Source organism: Lentibacillus sediminis, from assembly GCF_002763455.1.
Classification (GTDB): domain Bacteria; phylum Bacillota; class Bacilli; order Bacillales; family Amphibacillaceae; genus Lentibacillus_D; species Lentibacillus_D sediminis_A.
In genome coordinates, this window is sequence record NZ_NIXK01000007.1 from 200,553 (window position 1) to 221,666 (window position 21,114).

Genomic DNA, 21,114 nt, shown 5'->3' on the forward strand with positions numbered 1-21,114 from the left:
TGTAGTGCCGGAACTTATTCCCCTGAAATTTTTATGGATTTCCGCTAATAAGCGGACGGATTTCACATCACTCACCCCCTCCCACCCCATAATTCCCTGATTATTTTTCCCAACAACGGGAAACGATAGATAATAAGAAGAGTGTGCCTGTGGGAAGATAACAGCGGCGCATACCAAAACTCATTAGAAAAGAGGGTAATCGATGGCGGAAGATCAATCCAAGAATCAAAGGAAGCAAGGAAAAAGCAAAGAAAAACTGACGAACAGGCAGGGGCATCCGGTCACGCAAAACCAAAACATACGAACCGTGGGAAACCGCGGACCGGGAACACTGGAGAACTACGATTACATTGAGAAAATCAGCCACTTTGACCGCGAGCGCGTGCCGGAGCGTGTGGTACATGGCCGCGGGGCCGGAGCGCATGGCTACTTTGAAGCCTATGGCACGGCTGGTGATGACCCGATCTCCAAGTATACCAGGGCAAAACTTTTTCAGGAAAAAGGCAAGCGGACACCTCTTTTTGTGCGTTTTTCTACAGTTATTCACGGGACGCATTCGCCGGAGACACTGCGTGACCCGCGCGGTTTTGCGGTGAAATTTTACACAGAAGACGGCAACTGGGACCTGGTCGGGAACAACCTGAAGATTTTCTTTATCCGGGATGCGATGAAGTTTCCGGATATGATCCATGCTTTTAAGCCAGACCCGGTAACGAACATCCAGGACAGCCAGCGCTTTTTTGATTTCTGTGCGAGCTCTCCGGAATCCTTCCATATGGTAACATTTGTATATTCGCCATGGGGCATCCCGGCGAATTACCGTATGATGCAGGGGTCCGGGGTAAATACGTACAAAATGGTCAACCAGGAGGGCGAGGCCGTACTGGTTAAATACCACTGGGAGCCGAAGCAGGGCATTAAGAACCTGACGCAAAAAGAAGCCAATGAGATCCAGAGCACCAACTTCAACCATGCGACAGAGGATCTCTATGAAGCAATTGAGCAGGGCGATTATCCGGAATGGGAGTTGTTCATCCAAGTCATGAGCGATGGGGAGCATCCGGAGCTTGACTTTGACCCGCTGGATGATACGAAATTATGGCCGGAGGATCAATTTCCGTGGCTGCCGGTAGGGAAAATGGTACTGGATAAAAATCCGGATGACTATTTCTCTGAAGTTGAACAATCCGCCTTTGGTACAGGGGTACTCGTGGACGGGCTGGACTTTTCCGATGATAAAATGCTGCAGGGGCGGACCTTCTCCTATTCTGATACGCAGCGTTATCGAGTCGGAGCCAATTACCTGCAGCTGCCGATCAACAAGGCGAAAACGAAGGTAAATACCAATCACGAAGGCGGCGGGATGCGTTATGAAACCGAGCGCACCTCGGAGAAAAATCCGAGCATCAATTACGAGCCTTCGATTCTCGGTGGCTATGAAGAAGCCGAGCAGAACGGCAAAGAATATACGCCGCATGTAGAAGGAAAATTGGTACAGGAATCCATTGACCGCAATGACAACACCAAACAGGCCGGCGAAACATTTCGGCAGTTTGAGGATTGGGAAAAGGATGAGCTGATTTCCAATCTGGTCGGCGATCTGTCCGAATGTGATCAGCGCATCCAGGATAAATGGACGGAACTCGCAGAATCGGCGGATGAGGAATACGGCCGCCGCCTCCGGGAAGGACTGTCCGAAGCGAAGAAAAGCATGGACAAGAACGAGACCGGACATCCTCTCGGAAATGAAGATGCTGAAAAAGCACCGGAACAAGCGGTAGAGAAAGGCCACGATGCGGATCCGTACTAGGAAATAGGAGGTACATCCCTCTTCATCTAAAAACCCTCGTTTTTGCATAACGAGGGTTTTTGTTGTGATCAGGTGGCAAAGAAGCCCGTGTTTTGAAGTTCACGTCCTCTCTGCCAACCGCTTGATCCGCTGTTTCGCCACATCAGCAAATTCGGCGGATGCGGCATAATATTTTTCGCCATCCGGCACATAGGCAAAGTCACCATGGCGCATTCGCAGCCGGGAATTATCCTCATGCATGAGGATTTCATATCCATATATGACCTCTTCCGTGGGCAAACCCTTCCAATCCGAGACATACAGGGACAGCTGCAATTCTTTTTGCGCCTCTGCCTTGATGACAGTATTCCTGGTAACGCGCCCGTCCGGAAAACGCCACACGACCTCCCGCCCGACATTCATCATGTCTTCCGGAAAATCTGCCGGCAGGTCATCCCATTCCCGGATAAATGCAGGCTTGGCCAGAACAGTCCATACCCTGGCAGGCGGTGCATGGATAATGATTTCGTCGGTAACGATCAAGGTGCTCATGATGTTATCCTCCATTGCGAATCGTTGTTATTCCTTCCTGTACCCGGTAAGAAGTAGTTTTTAACGAAATCCGGGATTCATACGATACCGAGAGCGGTACCCGCCGATATTCAAATGTCTCATGATCCCTCGCCCACGAAATTTTTTAACGAAATGGTTGATTTTTCCCCTGCCACTTCCACTTTATATAATAGGGACGAAAAAAATGCATAAAAAGAAGGCCATAACTCCATGGCCTTCTTTCCAATCTGTTCGATTATTTGGCGCCCATACCACCGTCTACACGGTATTGTGCACCCGTAATAAATTTACTCTCATCCGACGCGAGAAACAACACAAGATTGGCAATGTCGATTGCTTCACCGTAACGGGCCAATGGGATCTGGCTTTCTTGCTGCTGTTTTGCCTGTTCCGCGTTATCCGGGTTAAAGCCTTTTTCGAGTGAACGCATCATGCTTGAATCCACTGGCGATGGGTGGATGGAATTGACGCGAACTTGGGAGTCTGCCACTTCCAGCGCTGCAGATTTGGTCAGCCCGACAAGAGCGTGTTTGGAAGAAGTATACGGAGAAACTCCCGGTGATCCCATCAGGCCGGCGACAGAGGATGTGTTGATAATGCTGCCGCTTTGCTGCTCCGTCATTACAGGTATCACGTATTTTAATCCAAGGAAGGCGCCAAGCACGTTGACATTCAAGACTTTGCTGAAGTCATCAGCTGTCTGCTCCGCAATTGGGGCAACTTTCCCCTCAATTCCGGCATTATTGAAGAAAATATCGATGCTGCCAAACGCATCCTTGGTCTGCTTCACGTAGTTTTTGACATCCTCTTCATTTGTTACATTCGCCTGAATGGTGAGCACTTCACCGTATTGCTCCAGCTCAGACTTGGCATCATTTAGGGCGTCCTCATTCATATCGACAAGTGATACTTTTGCTCCCTCTTTGAGGAACACTTCTGCCGTTTTCTTGCCGATTACACCAGCTCCACCGGTAATCAGCGCTGCATTGCCTTCTAATCTTGCCATCTTATCATAACTCCTTTTCACCTGAAAAATAACCAAAGCAGGTCCATTGAATCAGGATATTATACCTGTCTGCTGTTATTCTTCCACAATGAAAGGGTTTCAAACATACTTTATCAAGCTTCCACCGCCGCATCCTTCACTTCCTGAGGGATCTCCACGGGCTCAACATTATTGATATTTTTATTTTCTGTCTTCACTTCTTGTTTAATCCGTACTTCTTCCGATTCTGTGCCCATGGACATGTCCAGATAAACATCCGTGGCAGTAACATGGTAGCTTTCCTTATCAAGCTGAATCTCATAATTCAACTCGTGAATTGTCATGTTCTCAAGGAGTTCACTGCCTTCCTCGCCCAAACCGCTCAGCAATTCCTGAGGCATCATTTCTTGGGTAAGCTCTTTGAACGCATCGCCATTCACCGACATGTTCAGCACAATCGCCTCTTCATTCTCACTCAGCTCCAGCTCATCGGTGTATTCTTCGAGCATACTCAATTGCTTGTTCGGGTCTTGCTCCATGCTGCCCGCCATATTCATCAATGCTTCCCCTTCAGCAGGCTTCATCCACTGATCGGAGGTTCCATTATAAATGTAGATTTCATCTTCAGCCATGTATAATTCCACATCCGTCTCGATTGGCATCTCTCCAAGCGTCATCGTTGTTGTGCCTGTTTGATGCATGGTAAGGGGATCCATCGTTGTTTTCGATTCCATCTTCGCTTCCATTGTCATGGCCGGAGCTTCTGTGTCTCCTCCGCCCTCAATTTCCGAAGTGGTCTCTATAATAACTTCGGCACTCTCCATCTCTTCAGCAGCAGCTACCGCATTCTGATACACTTCTTCTGCATCCAAGTCTCCTGTGCTTTCCACATCGCCACAAGCGGATAAACTTATTACCACGGCCAGCATAATTACCGGCATCAACCATTTTTTCATTGTTTGCCTCCTAGATTTTGTTGTTACCAGTAGTACGGAATGCTCCAGGAAAGGTTTCAATAAATTTCCAATCTATTTATCTATGGCTGAGCTTCCTCTCCATCAATAATCTCCGCCAAATCCAACTCCGTCTCCACAGTATCCTCCCCCGCCAAATAAAAAGAAAACAAAACAACATCCTGATGCTAATACAGCTTTTCTGATCATCCTAATTCCTCCAGACTTTTTATATTTTGTGCTCTCAACAAAAATGCATTTGGTTAATGTAATAAAAAGAAGCAAGCTTATATTTTGCGCTCGCTTCATAGGTGTCAGCGAGTATGCTAACTTTCATGTTAGGCACAATGCTATATATCAGTCTTTTCAGGATATACAGCTTTGATAAGCGAAGGGCACATAATCAATAAAGAGAGCGCCATCCACAGGCGCTCCCCTATATTACTCTGACCTCATTTCTCCCAATTTCTCCTTCGCCCACGTATAATTACCTTCAAAGCAATGTACGCGCTGCGACTCAATCCAATAGATTCTGTCAAACAGTTTATCGAGAAAATAGCGGTCATGCGAGACAGCCAGGATCGTTCCATCATAGTCTTCCAGTGCATCTTCCAGGATTTCGCGTGATTCGATGTCCAGGTGATTCGTCGGTTCATCGAGGATCAGCAGATTGATATCCTGATACATCAATTGGGCCAAACGTAGGCGCATCTTCTCTCCCCCGCTCAGCTGCGAGACTTTGCGGAAGACCATATGCCCATAAAACATAAACCGCGCCAGTACATGTCTCGCCTTCCCTTCTGTCACTTGCACTTCACTGCGGAACACTTCCAGCACCGTCTCCTCCTGAAAATCGGGGAAAATATGCTGGGACAAGTAGCCGATCTTCACATTGCTGCCAGCCTTTACTTCACCGGCATCGGGCTGTAATTGCTGAAGGATCAATTTAATCAGGGTGGATTTCCCTGTTCCATTTTCCCCTGCTATCGCGGTTCGCTGCTGGTAGCGGATATGCATATTCACGTCGCTAAACAGCGATCTGCCGCCAAACCTTTTCTCTACATCTCGCAGCATAACCACATCTTTGCCGCTCCGATTGGCAGCTTCCATTTCCAGGTTCATCTTCTTGCGATTCAGAACAGGACGATTCAGCTTTTCCATTCTTTCCAATGCCCGCTCCATGTTCCGCGCCCGCTTATGCAGCCCCTCATTCGGCGGATTGGCACGATTTGCCCAGTCCCTTAGTCGTTTGATCGCCTCTTTCATCTTTTTTATTTTCTTCTGCTGTTCTTCATAAGCCTGAAATTCCCTGAGGAGGCGTGCTTCTTTCTCTTTTACAAACCCGGAAAAGTCTGTATGATAACTGGTGATTTCCCCGTCTTCCAGATTGAGAATTTTGGTCACTGTTTCATCCAGAAAATAACGGTCATGTGAGACAACGACCACCGTTCCCTGGTAATGCTTGAGAAAGTCGCCCAGCCATTCCACGGCTTGCAAATCCAGGTGATTGGTCGGCTCATCCAAAACCAGAAAGTCAGGGTTTTGCAGGAGGACGAGCGCCAGTGCCGCCTTAGTTTTTTCTCCTCCGCTCAAGTGCATAAATGACTTCTCCAATAAACCGGTGATATTCAACCCGCTGGCAACCCGCTCAATACTGGACTCGATTTCATAGCCACCTCCTTGTGAGAAAGCCTCTTGCAGCTGGCCATAATTGGCAATCAATTTCTCCATCCTGCCCCCATTTGCGGGATCCGCCATCGCTGTTTCCACTTTTTTCATCTGTTCTTCGGTTTCCAGCAGCTGCGAAAAAGCCGTACGCAGCACCTTTCTTGTAGTATACTCTCCGGGAAAGTCAGGGATTTGTGCAAGATAGCCGATTCGCGTTCCTTTTTTCCAATGAATCTGCCCACTGTCCGGTTTTTCTTCTCCGGCCAGCAGCTGCAGCAAGGTGGTTTTCCCGCTTCCATTCCGTCCGATCAGGCCAACCCGGTCTCCCTCTTGAATTTCAAATGTCAGTTTTTCAAAAATGGACGTTCCTCCATACATTTTTCCTATCTGATTGACACTGCAGGCAATCATTTGTCATTCCTCCTGATGTGTATGTTTTGCTCCATCTGCCTGCAAGCCGAAAAATAGTCTTCTGAAAACACAAAAAAGCCATGAAGAAAAAACACTCCCCATGACTGCTGAAAGTAAAAAAAAGCGCAGGAAACGCTCTCTTCAAACCTTCTTTATATAATGTGGGCAAGAGATGTTTTCACCGTTTTCGGCTTGCTATTCAACTGCTAAAAAAGGACATACGTATCCCGTCAGCAGCTGAGACAGCAAATTTTGCACGGCAAAAATACAGGAATTCCATCCAATTTCCGTGCACGAAAACAGCTTGATTAAACATCTTTACCCACCTCCGTTTCGTTGTTTGATGTTTTAAGTGTAGCGCTTCCCGGCTAATTTTGCAACTTTAATCATGAACATTGTTAATCTCCGTCAGGACATAACAGCCGGGAAGGGCCCCTGCCTAACTATCTATCTTACTCGTCTTGATTTTCTGCAGTGAAATCACATACAGCACAGCAGTCAGCACGAGGACTGCCAAAATGCCCTGATACCAAACCCGCATATTCTGAATCAGAATGGTATCCTCCGGCATCACGTATTGAAACGGATTAAACCAGGCCACTCCGGCATATGGAAGCGCGCCAAACAGCGCATATCCCGCGGCCAGTGTCGCCAGCAAGACGAACAATGTCGCCAGGGTGTGCTTGAAAAACAGACTGTACAACAAATATAAAGCGATCACCAGCCCGATGGTTACAGACAGAACAAGCAATGCCTGGGCCATATATTCTGTTATTGTCATAAAAGCAATCGCGCCGTTCTGTTCCACCAGAAGCGGATAAGCAAATGTCCCGTCCTCCCCGAGCACCGCTCCAATGAGCAAAGCACCTGCCAGAATAACCCCTGTGGTCAGCAAGTATAAGAGCACTGAACTCCAGAATTTGCTTATCACGATATGTGTCTTTTTCAGCGGCTGCATGTACAGCATATTAATCGAACGGTTTTCAAACTCGCCGGACATGGATTCCCCGATGATCAGCAGCATGATAATAATGGCACCAAATGTCACATATAAATCGACCACCTGTTTCACGAAATTTGGCAAAGCCAGGCTGTATGTATCATGCTCCGGCCGGATATTCTCCTCCAGCAGATTCTCATTCAACGCAACCGACTGATCGATCTCCTTGTAGCTTAGGGGAAAATCTTCTCCCATGTCTTTATAATTCATGATCTCTGCAAACATGGCATTTTCCGTCACCAGCCTATTCTGCCAGTCATCCGAACCTACCGATTGCCGCAGATCATATAGAAGATCGACAATGCCGCCGCTGACAACCGACTTTTCCCTCGCTTCTTCATCTTCCGGATCCTGCAGCACCTCATACTGGTGCATTCGTGCTTTGTTTTGAGCCGTCGATAGAAGGGACTCTACCTCCTCCATCTCTTCCGTTTCAATATAAGATTGAAATATAACGTTGCGTCCAAAAAGAACGACGATACCAATGACTAAAAACAGCAGCAGATACAGGAACTTCTTGCTGAAAAACATCTTCCGTAATTCAAAGGGCAACAGCTTCATCAGCTAGGCGTCCCTTCAAATAATTCGCGGTATCGTTTCTCCGCTCCCACTTTTTCGTTTTCAATATTGGCAATCCCAACTCCGTGCTGGTTCATATTCTCAATAAAGGATCCCAACTCCATATCCGACTCGACAAAATGGATTTGGTTTTCCTCCGTGACAGAAAATGACAGACCTTCTTCTGTCAGAACCTCTTTTGCCTTGTCCACGTCATTGACCGTGACATAGTAATGCGTTGTGGCAATATGCTCGAGCGATTCCTTTAAGAGGGCTCCATCTTTCATGAAGTAAATTGTATTGGTCAGCCGGTCAATCTCATCCAGGTTATGGGAGGAAACAATCATGGTCGTCCCCTCTTCATACAATTCCAGCAAAATCCGTCTCATGGTGATCGCACTGGTCGGGTCCAAACCGGTGAGCGGTTCATCCAACAGCAGCAGTTTTGGCTTATTAATAATCACCATGGCCAACAGCAAATGCTGCTTCATCCCGAGCGAGTAGCTCCTCACCCTTTTCTTCATATAACTTTCCATCCCTACACGCTGGGCGACGGCATCGATTTCAGTCAAAGGAATCTTTTGCATCTTGCAGATAAATTTCAAATGATCGTATCCGGTCAGACTGCCATACAAAATCCGGTTATCCTGCAAATACGCCAGCTCGTAAAAAAGCGATGTATCGGTATGCTTTTTCCCGAGCAGCTCGACTGTCCCCTCATTAATGGAAATCAGGTTGGTCATGCAATTGAGGAGCGTTGTTTTCCCGGAGCCATTAGGACCCACCAAGGCAATAATCTGCGGCTTGTCGATCGTAATATCGATGCCCTTCAACACCATCTGCTTCTTGTATCGCTTCTTTAAATTCTCCACCTTTACAATCATGTTCTCACTCCTTTAAATATGACGAACAAAAATGGCAATAAAATGAAGTACTTCTCCATTTATCGTAACATGAAAAGTCAGAAAATAATAGATAGTAAAGTTGGGAAAATGAGTGGGTAAACTCTAGTAATATTGGCGAATTCGGATGGGAGTTTCTCAACTTTATATATTTATATACAGCAGAACTAGCTGGAGGAGTCTATCATTGCTCGTCTTTTTCCTGAACCAGCAATAAAAATAGGAAGCTCAGCCAAGTCCGCCTGAGGAAGAAGAAATGACGGATAACCTGACCCCTCCGAACATTCAAGTAAATGCCGGTTCCGGTCCTAATTCAAGCTCCTTTCAAGCTAAAGTTTATACCGCTTGCTGGATAACTGATGAGAATTCATGTGACGTTGAGCGCGATTCACTGAAAGAAATTCAGGATAGATTGTTAGGAATGTCACCTTTAAGAGCGGAACCAGAACAGGTTATTGATTTTTCTTTGTCAATGAGCGAGTACTTCGATAATGAGAACTTATTCGATCATAATGGTTATCAAATCACAAGGATGGGGACAGATGAAGAACATGAGCCAGAGGTAAGAGGTAAACGTTTCAATGTACCTGAAGAACCTGGCCGCCATTTTTATTCATTGAGTATAACGTGGGATAATGAAATTAAAGGAGAAGCCAAGTGTGCCTTTTCAGTTCTAGTATACGATGATGAAGAGGATTAACATTTTTTCTTATTAGAGGACACGAACTAATCCTGTAAATTCGCGTCCTATTTTTGTAACCACCACAAGCTATCATTTCTGCTATCAGGTGCTATTTATCTCAATGCACTTAAATACAGATCCAAAGAATCCTCCGCTTCTTTTGCGACCAGTTGAATAAAGTCGCCATAATCTTTCTGAGTATGCGCCCTCTCTAAAGCTTTATAATACTCAAGCCGATTTTCCACTTTGATGACAATCGGCGGAAATCCTGCTTTCATTAACTCCAGATTCATCAACAAACGTGACGTACGTCCATTTCCATCGACGAATGGGTGAATGCCGACAAAAATTGCATGTAACATGGCGCCGCGGGCAACAGGATGCATTTCTATCGTATTTTGTTCATACCAATTCACCAATTCTTCCATTTGTTCCTTAATTAAGTAAGGCGCTGGCGGGATATGTTCTGCACCCGAAATAAACACTTGCTGGTCACGATAGACACCCGCATAGTCATCGTTAATACCTTTTAATATGAGCCGATGCAGGTTCTTCACCTGCCATTCAGATAAAGGCTCCCTGTTTTGAACAATATCTTCAGCATAAGCTATAGCATCACGATGATTAATTACTTCCAGGTGTTCACGCATTGTTTTACCGCCAACTGTTATACCCTCAAGGACTACCTTTGTTTCATTCAAGGTTAATGTGTTACCTTCAATAGCATTTGAGTGGTATGTCCATTCAAGCAATAATTTTTCACGTAAACTTCTTAAAGTATATTCTGGTAAAGGCCGATTTTTATCCAGAAGAGCCTTCTTTTGATCAAGCTGTTCAAACATTTCTCACCACCTCCTAATAAACGGATGAAATTCTACTTGGTATATGTTGAATTATACCATAATTTTACACTGTTATTGACTACCCTTCCAAATCCCGCTTATTATAACCAATAAACCCTATGACAGCTATAATCATAGCAATAACAGTCAGAATGATCATCGTTGCCCAGTCCATTTCTTCCGTCGGGATAGTTGGAACATGTTCAAAAACAGATAGACTGACCATCCACTGCGGAAACTCAAGAATCCCATTAAGATAAAGTACGATAAATAAGTAGACGACATAAAACCAAACAAATCCAGTTGCTTTCGGCAACGTACCGACCAGCAAAACTGCTATGCCTACCACGACCCACATCGCAGGCAAATAGACGAGTGCTGAAGTGAAGATGGTACCAAATTCCAGCGCCTCATCCATCACAGCCAATCCAGCAGACCATAAGCCAATTGCTACGAGGGCTTGCATAACGATCGTCACGATAACTGCCAGAATGTAATAACTGCCAAGCACCTTTCCACGGGAAACAGCACGACTGTACAAGTTCTCCGTACGATTCCGATTTTCTTCTCCCTTTAATTTTAATACCGTCATCACAGCTGGAATCACGCTAATCAAAGCCATAATCGCCATCAGCAATCCAATAAACTGTTCGGTCATCGAACTTCCTGCATCCTCCGCTATAAAGGCCTGCATGACATCCATTTCTGCGTAATAGGTTTCCAAATCCCCCAGAATCGCACCAAACGAAGCACCTAAGGCAAAGACACCGATAGCCCACGCAATAATATTCGTGCCTCCCAGCCTCCAGCTAAGCCCAAATGGCGTTTTTAAAAAGGCAGAAGCATGTTTTTTGCCGCCTTTTGACGCAATAAATCCCGAACCTAAATCGCGAATGGTATTTAAGTAGAATGCCAGAATGGTGATGATAATCGCTGCTGCAATCTTTAATAGAATGGGCCACCAGTCATTCTCTACAAATACTTCCGTTCTTACCGTCCAGCCGAGTGGGGAAATAAGTGACAGCGTCTCATTGCTTACATCACCTATTGCCCGAACAAGATACGCTAGAATTAAAACGGCAAAGGACAGCATGGTAGCCCCTCTCGAAGTCTCTGCAACTTGGGCAAACAGAACGGTAAAACTTGAAAAAACAAAACCTGTTGACCCCAGGATAACTCCATATAGCAATGAGCCTTCTAAACCCATCTCTTCAATTCCCAATACAGCCAAACCAAATCCTGTTAGTACAGCTAAAAGAACATTCGTTAAAAAGAGCACAATCATTGCCGCACTTAAATAAGACAAGCGTCCCACAGAAAGTGCATGAATCATTTCCGTAAGACCTTCTTCTTCATCTGCACGAGTGGATCTTCCAGCAAGTAAAATACTCATGATCCCAACTGCAACAGCCGTAAAGAGCAGCATTTCATGAGCAAACACAGCCCCAATGGAATGGATATAATTCTCTATTTCGTGTAAAGGACCAAGCATTGCCACCATCGCAGGATTATCCATCGTCAAAGCAAAAGCCTGCTTAGATTGTTCATCCTTATAGATACTTGGGTAGGCCGAAGCAACAGCCAACGTTACGATCACCAACCCACCTAGCCAGGCAAAAATTTTGAATCGCTGTTGCCTGAGAAGTAGCTTGATTAATGTTCCAGTCCCTTTGAAATATCGTTCATACATTACAGCGCACCCCCAGAATCAGCGTGCCCTGCCCCTTGATAATGACGCATAAATAAATCCTCCAGGGTTGGAGGTGCGCTCTCCAATTTTAAGATACCAAATTGGCTGATATAACGAATGACCTCATCCAATTCTTCCGTATCTACTTGGAATTTAAGCTCGCCGTCATTCTCTTCCACATTATGGATTCCCTTTATTTCATTCAAATCTGGCATCGGTTCCTTCGTCTTTACAGTCAAATTGGTACGAGTTAAATGCCTCAGCTCACTTAATGTCCCTGTTTCTATGATTTCCCCTTGCCGAATGATCGCTACTTTATCACACAGTTTTTCAACTTCAGATAAGATGTGACTGGAAAGTAACACGCTTTTCCCTTCCCTTTTTGCATCCATCACACATTCCTGGAATACACTCTCCATCAACGGATCAAGCCCTGAAGTAGGTTCATCCAGAATATAGAGGTCTGATTCTGATGCAAATGCTGCAATAAGAGCTACCTTTTGCCTGTTCCCCTTTGAATACGTTCTGCATTTCTTCGTTGGATCAAAATTAAATTTCTCAATCAGCTCATCTCTTCTTTGTTCATTAACATTTCCATTCATTTTCATAAAGAGATCAATAACTTCCCCGCCAGTCAGATTTGGCCATAAATTCACATCCCCAGGAACATAAGCAATGCGCTTATGAATAGCCACTGCATCAGCCCAAACATCCTTGCCAAAAATCGTCGCTTCGCCTTCTGTTGCCTTTAACATCCCTAAGAGCACACGGATCGTCGTTGATTTCCCAGCACCATTTGGCCCAATAAAACCATATACCTCCCCTTTGTTCACTTCGATGTTCACACCATTCAATGCGGTGAATTTCCCGAACTTTTTTGTTAAATTGGTCGTTTCTAATATAGCCATATTTCATTCTCCTCTTTTTATGAAATATTTTAACCTATATAGTTCATAATATATATAAATAGATCATTTTGCAACAGTTTATGAACTATTATCATTGTCTTATTACAAAATTTACATTACACTAACATGGAGGTGAGCAATAATGGACGGATTTGAACGTCGCCGAGAGCAAAAAAAGTCAAATATACTTGAAGCTGCGTTAGCTTTATTTATGAAATATGGCATACAAAAAGTTTCCGTTGCAGAAATAGCAAAAGAAGCGAATGTTTCACAAGTGACGATCTATAATTATTATGGAAGTAAAGACCATCTAATCGACCAGGTTATAATTTTTTATATCGATAATGTATGGGAAGAATACGAGCATTTATTAAAAAGCAACATCCCTTTTCCGGACAAGATAAAACAGGTTATTTTTGAAAAAACAGATGCCGCAAATGAAATAAGTGGGGATTTTTTCAATCATTTTATGAAGGAATATACGGGTGGAAACACTTATTTAGAAAAGCTTTATGCTGAAAAAGTAATCCCGGAAATGATTAACCTGTTTGATGAGGGAAAGGAACAGGGATATATAAATCCATCAATTTCAAATGAAGCAATTTTGTTTTATATCCAGATGTTTACAGAATATATGAAACGAGATGATGTAGCGAAAGCAGTATTGCCGATGACGGAAGAGCTTACGAAGCTGTTCTTTTATGGAATTGTTGGAAAAACCGAATAGGGATATTTCAGTTTATTGGAAAATTTCCAGCTGTGTTGGTATACTTGCCTTAAGATGAAACTAACTGGCTTTAAAATATGCGGGAGGCGGTTGATTTGCAGAAATGTAGTGTTTGCGGCGCTCCATTTAAATGGAATAAAATCTTCAAATCAATTTGGTTAGGTTATGAACCTGTTCAATGTGAAAAATGTAATTCCAAATACAAGATAACCTTTACTTCGCGGCTCATATGTGTCTCTTTGATTATATTACCTATGTTGATTTTTGGATTTTATTTAACTCCACTATTGATTTCTAATAAATTGTATATAAATCTACTGTTACTGTTAATCATTCCCATTGTCTGTTCTTTATTTTCACCCTACTTAGTAAAGTATAAAAAAGTCGACACTTAGTGAAGTATGGGTGGAAAGGACCCGTTAGAGATTACTTCAGACTTTATATTGGTGCGACTGAATTCTAGCGGCGGGGCGAAATCGCGAGGAGCCAGGACTGAATCGCGCGTGTTTCGGTCCTAGTCGCGCGAATTCACGACCAAATCGCGCGTGGAATCATCCAAAACGCGCGAACCCCACATCAATTCGCGCATGCATCGCCTGTAATCACGCGCTGAAGACGTCAAATCGCGCAAGCACCGCCCCTGATCGCGCGGCACCCCAGCCAAATCGCGCGACCAGACCACACACAGCAAACTCTCACTACAACATCCCCTTCTCAATCTCCTTCATCCCATAAAAATACCCTTTCCGCGCCATCAGCTCCGAGTACGTCCCAGCTTCCACAACCGTTCCACGCTCCATAACAACAATCTGATCCATCTTCTCCAACCCTTGCAAACGATGGCTGATCAGCACCAGCGTATCCGCCTTCGCTTGCTCAAACAAACGCTCATAGATCGCCTTTTCCGTTACCGCGTCCACAGAAGAAGTTGGCTCATCCAGCAGCCAGAGCCGTCCGCCTTTCAGCATCGCCCTGGCGATGGCGAGGCGTTGTTTTTCGCCGCCGGAGAGGTTTTCTCCTTTTTCAAACACCGAATCACCCAAAGCAAAATGAGCGAGCTCGACCTGATCCAGCGCTGCCTCCATTTGTTCATCGGTCAGGTCGTTACCAGCCAGCTGCAGGTTTTCCCGAATTGTTCCATAAAAGAAGTGATTCTCCTGCAGCACAACATTGGCTGCCTGCCAGATACTCTGTGGCTGCAGCTTCCTCACAGACACACCACTCAAGTGAATCTCCCCCTCTGCAGCAGTACCCATTGACAATATCAGCTGCAGAACAGTGGATTTCCCGGAACCGCTTGGACCGACGATCGCCGTTTTCGTGCCGGGGGCAAGTTTCAAGTTAAGCTCTTTTACCGCTGCCCTGTCTTCCTCTGCAAAGCGAAACGTTACATCTTCCATTTCAATGGCTGGTGGCAATTCTTGTGAAAGTTTTTCTGTCCCTTCGACTTCACGATCCGCTCCATCCTCTTCTACCACGGAGAAAAGCCGGGAAGCAGCACGTCTTGTGTTTTGCATATGGATCGGGAAAACCGCCATGGGGCCGGCATCTTCAAACACAGTCAAGGAAATCATCAGCAGCATCGCCAGAAAAATACCCTCAAGCTGGCCGTCTGACACAAGATAAGCGCCCAATGCCAGGACAAACCATGTCACAATAAATGTCACAAAGGTATTGACAGACTGACTGAAAAGCTTCTGCACACCTTCCCGCTCCTGTTCAGCAACATAGTCATCGGATGATCGCAGCAAAGCCTCTTCCTTCTCTCCCAGCTGCCGGTAAATTTTCAAGTCGCGAAAGCCCTGGAACAACTCCGTCACATCTGTCGACAACGCCCCGCGGCCTTCCCGCACACGGCTGTCAATCCTGGCTTGCCTCAATGAAAACAAAGCCGGAACGACAAACACCGTCAACACGAGGCCCACGAGCAGCACCAGCGCAGTATATACCGAGAAAAACATCGTAAACAGAATCGTCGCCAAAAAGACCATCACCAGCACAATCGGCGGGTAAAAGACCCGAAGGAAATAATCCTGCAGGCTCTCGACGTCCCCGACAATACGGGCAAGCAAGTCACCACTCCGGTAGCGTTGAAAAATCCTTGGTGCGAGCGGTTCAAGCCGTTCAAAAAAGGAGACACGCAGATTGCTTAAAATCGTAAAGGTTGCCCGGTGAGAAAAATACCGCTCCCCATATCTGCTGAGCGCCCGGACAAAACCGAGCAGCTTCACCGTGGAGGTAAGTGCGATCAACGCATACAACGGAGGGACCAAGGCTGATTTTGAAATCAGGTAGCCACTTGCCGCAAACAGACCGACTGCCGCGATCCCGGCAATAAAACCGGCGAGAATGGACAAAAGAATATCTCTTTTTTCGGCCATCATTACCTTTGTAACTGCCGCCAATTCCTTCATGACACGTCGCCTCCCTTCTGCGTGCCCACCATTGCACGATAATCCGCAGTGCTTTCAAGAAGCTCTTCATGTGTTCCGCTAGCTTGGAGCTTCCCGTCGCTCAGTAAAAAGATTTGGTCAGCACCTCTGATCGTATGCAAACGGTGCGCCACCGTAATAATCGTAGCCGTTTTCCCAAGTTCCCGGATTGATTCCTGCAACATTCGCTCTGTCCCCAGATCAAGCCCTGTCGTCGGCTCGTCAAATAACACCACAGACGGTTGTTTGAGAAAAGCACGGGCCAGGGCAAGGCGCTGCTGTTCGCCTCCGGAAAGCCCTCTCCCTGCTTCACCAACCGGTGTGTCATACCCATGAGACAGTTCCCGGATCATGCTATCGAGTCCGGCTTTCTCCGCCGCTCGGGTGATCTCTTCCCGACTCACAGCAGAGCTCTTACCAATCGCGATGTTTTCCGCAATCGTCCCGGAGAAAATATACGGATGCTGGGAGATGTAGCTCAACTGGGCAAACCAGCCCACTTCCTTATAGGTCTGACGCGGACTGCCATTAACTAGCATTTCACCGCGGCCCGCTTCCACCAGCCCTGCAAGCAAATGAAGCAGCGTTGATTTTCCCGAGCCGCTATGGCCGACAATCGCTGCCTGGCTGTATGGCGGGATCTCCATCGTAAGCGGGCCAAGCTGAAACCGGTCCTCTCCATAGCTATAGCTTGCGTCCTTCATCCGAATTTCCGGGGGAGCAGAAGTTAACGACTGATCGCCCCAGTTAATTCCTTCCTCCGGCTCTTGCAGTTCTTCCTCCACTTTCTTCGCAGCCCCCATACTGCTCCGTCCATTGTGGAAAGCACTGCCCAACTCCTTCAGCGAGGTATAAAACTCCGGCACAAGCACCAGCACCAGGAACGCCGTAAAGAAAGAAATACTTTCATAGATAATCAGCTGAATCGCCAGCTCCAGGGCAATAATCCCAATACTGAGCATGGTCACGACTTCCAGCATAAACGACTGGGTAAATGCCACTTTGAGAATCTCCATCGTCGCATCGCGAAAGCCCAGACTGCTCGATTCAATTTTTTCCTTTTGCTGCCTGGCGCGCCCGAACAGCTTCAGCGTTACCAAACCTTGCAATGTATCAAGAAATGTTCCTGAAAAAGCACCCAGCTTCTCCAGCTGTTCCTCCGATTTTTTCTGTGTCTGCATGCCGATGATGATCATAAAGATGGGGAGGAACGGTGCAGTAATCAGCATAATGAGGCCAGAATTGACATGCTGTGTAAAGACCACAATCAGCACCACCAGCGGAAGAAATGAGGTTTTGACAAGCTGTGGCAGATACTCACTGAAATAGCTGTCCACCTCATCAACCGCATCCATCATCACACTCACCTTTTGCCCGGATTGCCCGCGCATTGATGCCTGGACCGGCTGGCTGGTAAACCGCTCCAGCAGCGAACGGCGGAGACCCCGCTTTGCCCGGGCCGCCATTCTCACCCCAGTCCGGCCACTTGTATATTGAAAAAAGACACGAGCCGCAAGCATCAAAAGCAGACCACCCAGCAGCGGGAGAACTTCGGCAAACGTTTCCCCTTGCAAAAACACGCCATCAACCGCTGCTACCAGAAAATAAGCCTGGCCAATGACCGCAGCACCTGCAAACACAGAAGAGAGAAGCAGCCAAAGCATGCTTCCCTTCTGTTCCCTCAGTCGATTCCGTAATTCATTCATCGCAATTCCTCCCAAAGCCTTGTGGAGATGCTTATTTTTTTCCTTTTACATAATCGGCATCAAACAGAAATAGCCGGAACACGAGGATCAAGGACGGGATCAAGAGTACCAGACCGCCGAGAAATGCTACTACCAAGGCTATTCCCATCGCCGGATTCGTCGCCCCCTCTTGAATCGTGATATACGGATCCAGAATGTATGGATAATGTCCGATTCCGTACGCGAAGAAGGCGAAAAAGAACTGCAGCATCACACTGACAAAGGCCAGTCCGTAATTTCGCTCGGAATAAAGCAGCCACATTGCGACCATAAAGAATCCGACCGACAATCCGAGCATCCACCACAGGTCCATCATGTTATTGAAATGACGCTCATTGTGCTGGCTCAGAAAAATAAATGCCGTGAGTGCCGCAATGATAGTCGGTGTGCTCCAAAACAGCGCATAGTTCCGAACCAGATTCAGTGCCGGCTGGTCATTTGCCCGGTTGGCATAAAACGTCAGGAAGGTCGCACTGATAAACAGGACAGACACCAGTGCCAGCGCTACAATACTCCAGGAAAGCGGGCTGGTGAACAGTTCCAGATACTGCAGGCGAACCGCGCCATTTTCCTCCACAATAAAGCCGCCTTCCGATAGGGTCAGTGCCACGGACAGCGACGCAGGAATCAGAAGCCCAGTCGCACCATACAAAAACAGATAGACCGTACTTTGTTTAGAACCGTAATTTTCAAATGCATAAAACGACCCGCGGATCGCCAGGAGCACAATGGCAAAGCTTGCCGGCACCAGCAATGCAGACCCGTAATAATAGGCCGTGTCCGGGAAGAAACCAACCACCCCGACAAAGAAGAAAACGAAAAATACATTGGTGATCTCCCACACTGGCGACAGATACCGGGAAATCAGCTGGCTGACAATGTGATCCTTTTTGGTGATTTTGGCATAAAAAGCAAAGAACCCGGCACCGAAGTCAATCGAAGCAACGATTAGGTACCCATATAGAAAAATCCACAGCACGGCAATTCCGATTAACTCATAGCTCATGAATGATCACCCTTTTCTATGCCTGGGTAGTGTTTTTCCAGTTCATCCTCTGCCGGATTGTTGCGGAACAGCTTCCTGAGAACCACAACACACGCTGTCCCCAGTACGATATATAAACCAAGAAACAAGAGCAGCATCCATCCGATATACGGCGAAGTGGTGGCTGCTTCTTCCACCGTCATGTAGCCGCGGATAATCCATGGCTGCCTCCCTTCCTCTGCATAAATCCAGCCAAACTCAATCGCCAGAAATGCCAGCGGACCACTCGCCACAATCAGCCACAGCAGCGGCCGATTATGCTCGTTCCATCGTTTGAACCAGGAAAAAACAAGGAACAGCAGCGAAATACCGACAAGGGCAAATCCGATCATTACCATTAAGTCAAACATATAATGCACCCAGAGCGGTGGCCAATATTCTTGTGGAGTTTCCTCAAGCCCTGTCACTTCGGCATTGAAATCACCATGAGCGAGGAAGCTGAGGAAATTCGGAATACGTATCTCCCCCCTCACTTCATGGGCATCATTCAGCCAGCCGAACAAAATCAGGTCTGCCCCTTCTTCTGTTTCAAAATGCCATTCCGCCGCAGCAAGTTTCTCCGGCTGATGCTCTGCCAAAAACTTCGCCGACACATCGCCGGCAAGTACGTTCAACGCACCAAACAGAAAGACCATTGTCATCATCAGCTTCAAGGATTTTTTATGATAATCGGAAGCCTTTTTCTTCAAAATCATGAACGCGGCAATTGCTGCGAGGAGCGCGGCAGCTGTTAAATACGCCGAACTCAGCACATGGAAAACCTTCGTTGGCGTGGCAGCATTCAGCATTGCTTCAATCGGATTGACCGCGACAAATTGACCATTTTCAACCTCGAAACCGTCCGGTGTGTTCATAAATCCGTTGACGGTTGTGATGAATACAGCGGACATCCCAGCTCCGAGTACAATCGGCAGCGACATCAGCCAGTGGGTAAACGGCTTAAACCGGTCCCATGTGTATAAATAAATACCCAAAAAGATAGCTTCAAAGAAAAACGCGAATACTTCCATAAAGAGCGGCAGGGCAATCACATTCCCGGCGACCTGCATGAAATTCGGCCATACCAGGGATAACTGCAGCCCGATTGCTGTTCCTGTTACCACACCAATGGCAACAGTAATGATAAATCCACGCGTCCAGCGCCTGGCCAGCATGGTATAATGCGGGTCCTTTTTTCGGATGCCAATGAATTCGGCAATCGATATCATTAACGGAACCCCTACCCCAATGGTCGCAAATATAATATGAAATCCGAGGGTCAATGCGGTTAGCAGTCTGCTCATCAGGACTGTATCTAATTCCACCTGAGTCAACCTCCCCTTTTTAAGAAGACTTGTATTATCTTTACACTTCACTATCCGAAAGTTCAATACTGAGCAAGCGGAAAATTGCTTAGGATGAATCAGCTATGTGTTTCCTTTCATAGTCTGACTTCCGGTGAGGATACTATGCAGTGTATATGTCTATTTTAGCATGATTTACGCCTTTAGGGATTGACAATACAATGACATTCCTCCTTTTTAGCTTATACCCTGACTATAGCTGTCCTACACCTCAGAGTTTTTTCTATAATCGAAAGAAGTGGGGAAAAGGTGGGATGGTTTTTTGAAGAAATCATGCCACCTATGGCTGTTTTTTGACGATTGCAGGAGTAGAGTAGGGGAATTAAGCAACTCCCCGGTTTGGGGCGGGGAGTAATGAAGTAGAAGATGGCTGATTCCGTACGAATATCACTTTGCCAAAGCCGGCTCTGTACCGCCATATTGTTTCCAGTTTTTCAGCCGGTAGTCCAGGATCAGGTTCCCGAATTGCACGAAGGCAGCAAGGAATGCGCCAATAGAAAAGCGGAACGGCCACCTGACGACAATTTGGGCATACACAATAAAAAGCAAATAAAGCAAAAATAAACCGCCGTGCACCGCGCCAACGATAGAGACCGCTTCGGGGATGTTCCACATATATTTTAGCGGCATAGCAATGAATACCAGAATGATTAGTGAGGCACCTTCTATGAGGCCCATCACTCGAAATTGTCCAAATGCGCGTTTTCCCATGGTTGTCCTCCTGTTTTGTTAATCCCTAATAGTATAAAATGATGCGTGGCATCATGTCCAGTGGTCGGAGCCCCATCCAAACGATTTTCGAAAATCTTCATACACTAAGAAAACATCTCCCCCGCTCCCCGAGAAAGATAAATTGATGAC

At 46.3% G+C, this 21,114-nt stretch carries 19 protein-coding genes; 4 read left to right on the forward strand and 15 right to left on the reverse strand.

Annotated elements, in window-relative coordinates; genetic code table 11:
- Nucleotides 1–202 precede the first annotated feature (202 nt).
- Nucleotides 203–1,810 carry a catalase gene (locus tag CEG13_RS13325; RefSeq protein WP_100012379.1) on the forward strand — a complete coding sequence of 536 codons (1,608 nt, stop codon included), beginning with the start codon at nt 203–205 and terminating at the stop codon, nt 1,808–1,810.
- A gap of 99 nt (nt 1,811–1,909) precedes the next feature.
- On the opposite strand, the gene CEG13_RS13330 is transcribed toward CEG13_RS13325, so the two are convergent.
- From CEG13_RS13330 to CEG13_RS13355, 7 genes are all read right to left on the reverse strand, one after another.
- Nucleotides 1,910–2,341 (reverse strand): SRPBCC family protein, encoded by a 432-nt coding sequence (locus CEG13_RS13330; protein WP_100012380.1) that lies wholly within the window; start codon nt 2,339–2,341, stop codon nt 1,910–1,912.
- A gap of 256 nt (nt 2,342–2,597) precedes the next feature.
- Nucleotides 2,598–3,368 (reverse strand): SDR family NAD(P)-dependent oxidoreductase, encoded by a 771-nt coding sequence (locus tag CEG13_RS13335; protein WP_100012381.1) that lies wholly within the window; start codon nt 3,366–3,368, stop codon nt 2,598–2,600.
- A 113-nt stretch (nt 3,369–3,481) separates the two neighbouring features.
- Nucleotides 3,482–4,303 carry a DUF6612 family protein gene (locus CEG13_RS13340; RefSeq protein ID WP_100012382.1) on the reverse strand — a complete coding sequence of 274 codons (822 nt, stop codon included), beginning with the start codon at nt 4,301–4,303 and terminating at the stop codon, nt 3,482–3,484.
- Between the two features lie 438 nt (nt 4,304–4,741).
- Complete coding sequence (gene abc-f / locus CEG13_RS13345) at nt 4,742–6,379, reverse strand: ribosomal protection-like ABC-F family protein (RefSeq protein ID WP_100012383.1); 1,638 nt, start codon at nt 6,377–6,379, stop codon at nt 4,742–4,744.
- A gap of 199 nt (nt 6,380–6,578) precedes the next feature.
- On the reverse strand, nt 6,579–6,695 hold the full coding sequence (locus CEG13_RS19295; protein WP_338033014.1) for an RAxF-45 family protein: 117 nt from the start codon (nt 6,693–6,695) through the stop codon (nt 6,579–6,581).
- 123 nt (nt 6,696–6,818) lie between these two features.
- Nucleotides 6,819–7,940, reverse strand: coding sequence for an ABC transporter permease (locus CEG13_RS13350; protein WP_100012384.1), 1,122 nt, complete (start codon nt 7,938–7,940; stop codon nt 6,819–6,821).
- Nucleotides 7,940–8,821, reverse strand: coding sequence for an ABC transporter ATP-binding protein (locus CEG13_RS13355; RefSeq protein WP_100012385.1), 882 nt, complete (start codon nt 8,819–8,821; stop codon nt 7,940–7,942). The genes CEG13_RS13350 and CEG13_RS13355 overlap by 1 nt, the downstream gene beginning before the upstream one ends.
- Before the next feature lie 274 nt (nt 8,822–9,095).
- Between CEG13_RS13355 and CEG13_RS13360 the strand changes: the two genes are divergently transcribed.
- Nucleotides 9,096–9,539: a hypothetical protein gene (locus CEG13_RS13360; protein WP_100012386.1), complete on the forward strand. Its 444-nt coding sequence runs from the start codon at nt 9,096–9,098 to the stop codon at nt 9,537–9,539.
- Nucleotides 9,540–9,634: 95 nt separating this feature from the next.
- On the opposite strand, the gene CEG13_RS13365 is transcribed toward CEG13_RS13360, so the two are convergent.
- The 3 genes from CEG13_RS13365 to CEG13_RS13375 all read right to left on the reverse strand — a co-directional run bounded on the left by CEG13_RS13365 (nt 9,635) and on the right by CEG13_RS13375 (nt 12,961).
- Nucleotides 9,635–10,363, reverse strand: coding sequence for a Fic family protein (locus CEG13_RS13365; protein ID WP_100012387.1), 729 nt, complete (start codon nt 10,361–10,363; stop codon nt 9,635–9,637).
- A 79-nt stretch (nt 10,364–10,442) separates the two neighbouring features.
- A complete protein-coding gene (locus tag CEG13_RS13370) occupies nt 10,443–12,053 on the reverse strand; it encodes an ABC transporter permease (RefSeq protein WP_100012388.1) in 1,611 nt (536 codons plus the stop codon).
- A complete protein-coding gene (locus CEG13_RS13375) occupies nt 12,053–12,961 on the reverse strand; it encodes an ABC transporter ATP-binding protein (protein ID WP_100012389.1) in 909 nt (302 codons plus the stop codon). The genes CEG13_RS13370 and CEG13_RS13375 overlap by 1 nt, the downstream gene beginning before the upstream one ends.
- Before the next feature lie 142 nt (nt 12,962–13,103).
- Here CEG13_RS13375 and CEG13_RS13380 point away from each other — a divergent pair, with 142 nt between their 5' ends.
- Nucleotides 13,104–13,688, forward strand: coding sequence for a TetR/AcrR family transcriptional regulator (locus CEG13_RS13380; protein ID WP_100012390.1), 585 nt, complete (start codon nt 13,104–13,106; stop codon nt 13,686–13,688).
- Between the two features lie 77 nt (nt 13,689–13,765).
- Complete coding sequence (locus CEG13_RS19385) at nt 13,766–14,083, forward strand: TIGR04104 family putative zinc finger protein (RefSeq protein ID WP_100012391.1); 318 nt, start codon at nt 13,766–13,768, stop codon at nt 14,081–14,083.
- A 303-nt stretch (nt 14,084–14,386) separates the two neighbouring features.
- Here CEG13_RS19385 and cydC read toward each other — a convergent pair whose 3' ends face one another.
- The 5 genes from cydC to CEG13_RS13410 all read right to left on the reverse strand — a co-directional run bounded on the left by cydC (nt 14,387) and on the right by CEG13_RS13410 (nt 20,964).
- A complete protein-coding gene (gene cydC / locus CEG13_RS13390; RefSeq protein ID WP_100012392.1) occupies nt 14,387–16,102 on the reverse strand; it encodes a thiol reductant ABC exporter subunit CydC in 1,716 nt (571 codons plus the stop codon).
- On the reverse strand, nt 16,099–17,826 hold the full coding sequence (gene cydD / locus CEG13_RS13395) for a thiol reductant ABC exporter subunit CydD (RefSeq protein WP_100012393.1): 1,728 nt from the start codon (nt 17,824–17,826) through the stop codon (nt 16,099–16,101). The genes cydC and cydD overlap by 4 nt, the downstream gene beginning before the upstream one ends.
- A 31-nt stretch (nt 17,827–17,857) precedes the next feature.
- On the reverse strand, nt 17,858–18,871 hold the full coding sequence (locus CEG13_RS13400) for a cytochrome d ubiquinol oxidase subunit II (RefSeq protein WP_100012394.1): 1,014 nt from the start codon (nt 18,869–18,871) through the stop codon (nt 17,858–17,860).
- A complete protein-coding gene (locus CEG13_RS13405; RefSeq protein WP_239984647.1) occupies nt 18,868–20,214 on the reverse strand; it encodes a cytochrome ubiquinol oxidase subunit I in 1,347 nt (448 codons plus the stop codon). The genes CEG13_RS13400 and CEG13_RS13405 overlap by 4 nt, the downstream gene beginning before the upstream one ends.
- A gap of 426 nt (nt 20,215–20,640) precedes the next feature.
- A complete protein-coding gene (locus CEG13_RS13410) occupies nt 20,641–20,964 on the reverse strand; it encodes a DUF3817 domain-containing protein (RefSeq protein WP_100012395.1) in 324 nt (107 codons plus the stop codon).
- Nucleotides 20,965–21,114: the final 150 nt, after the last annotated feature.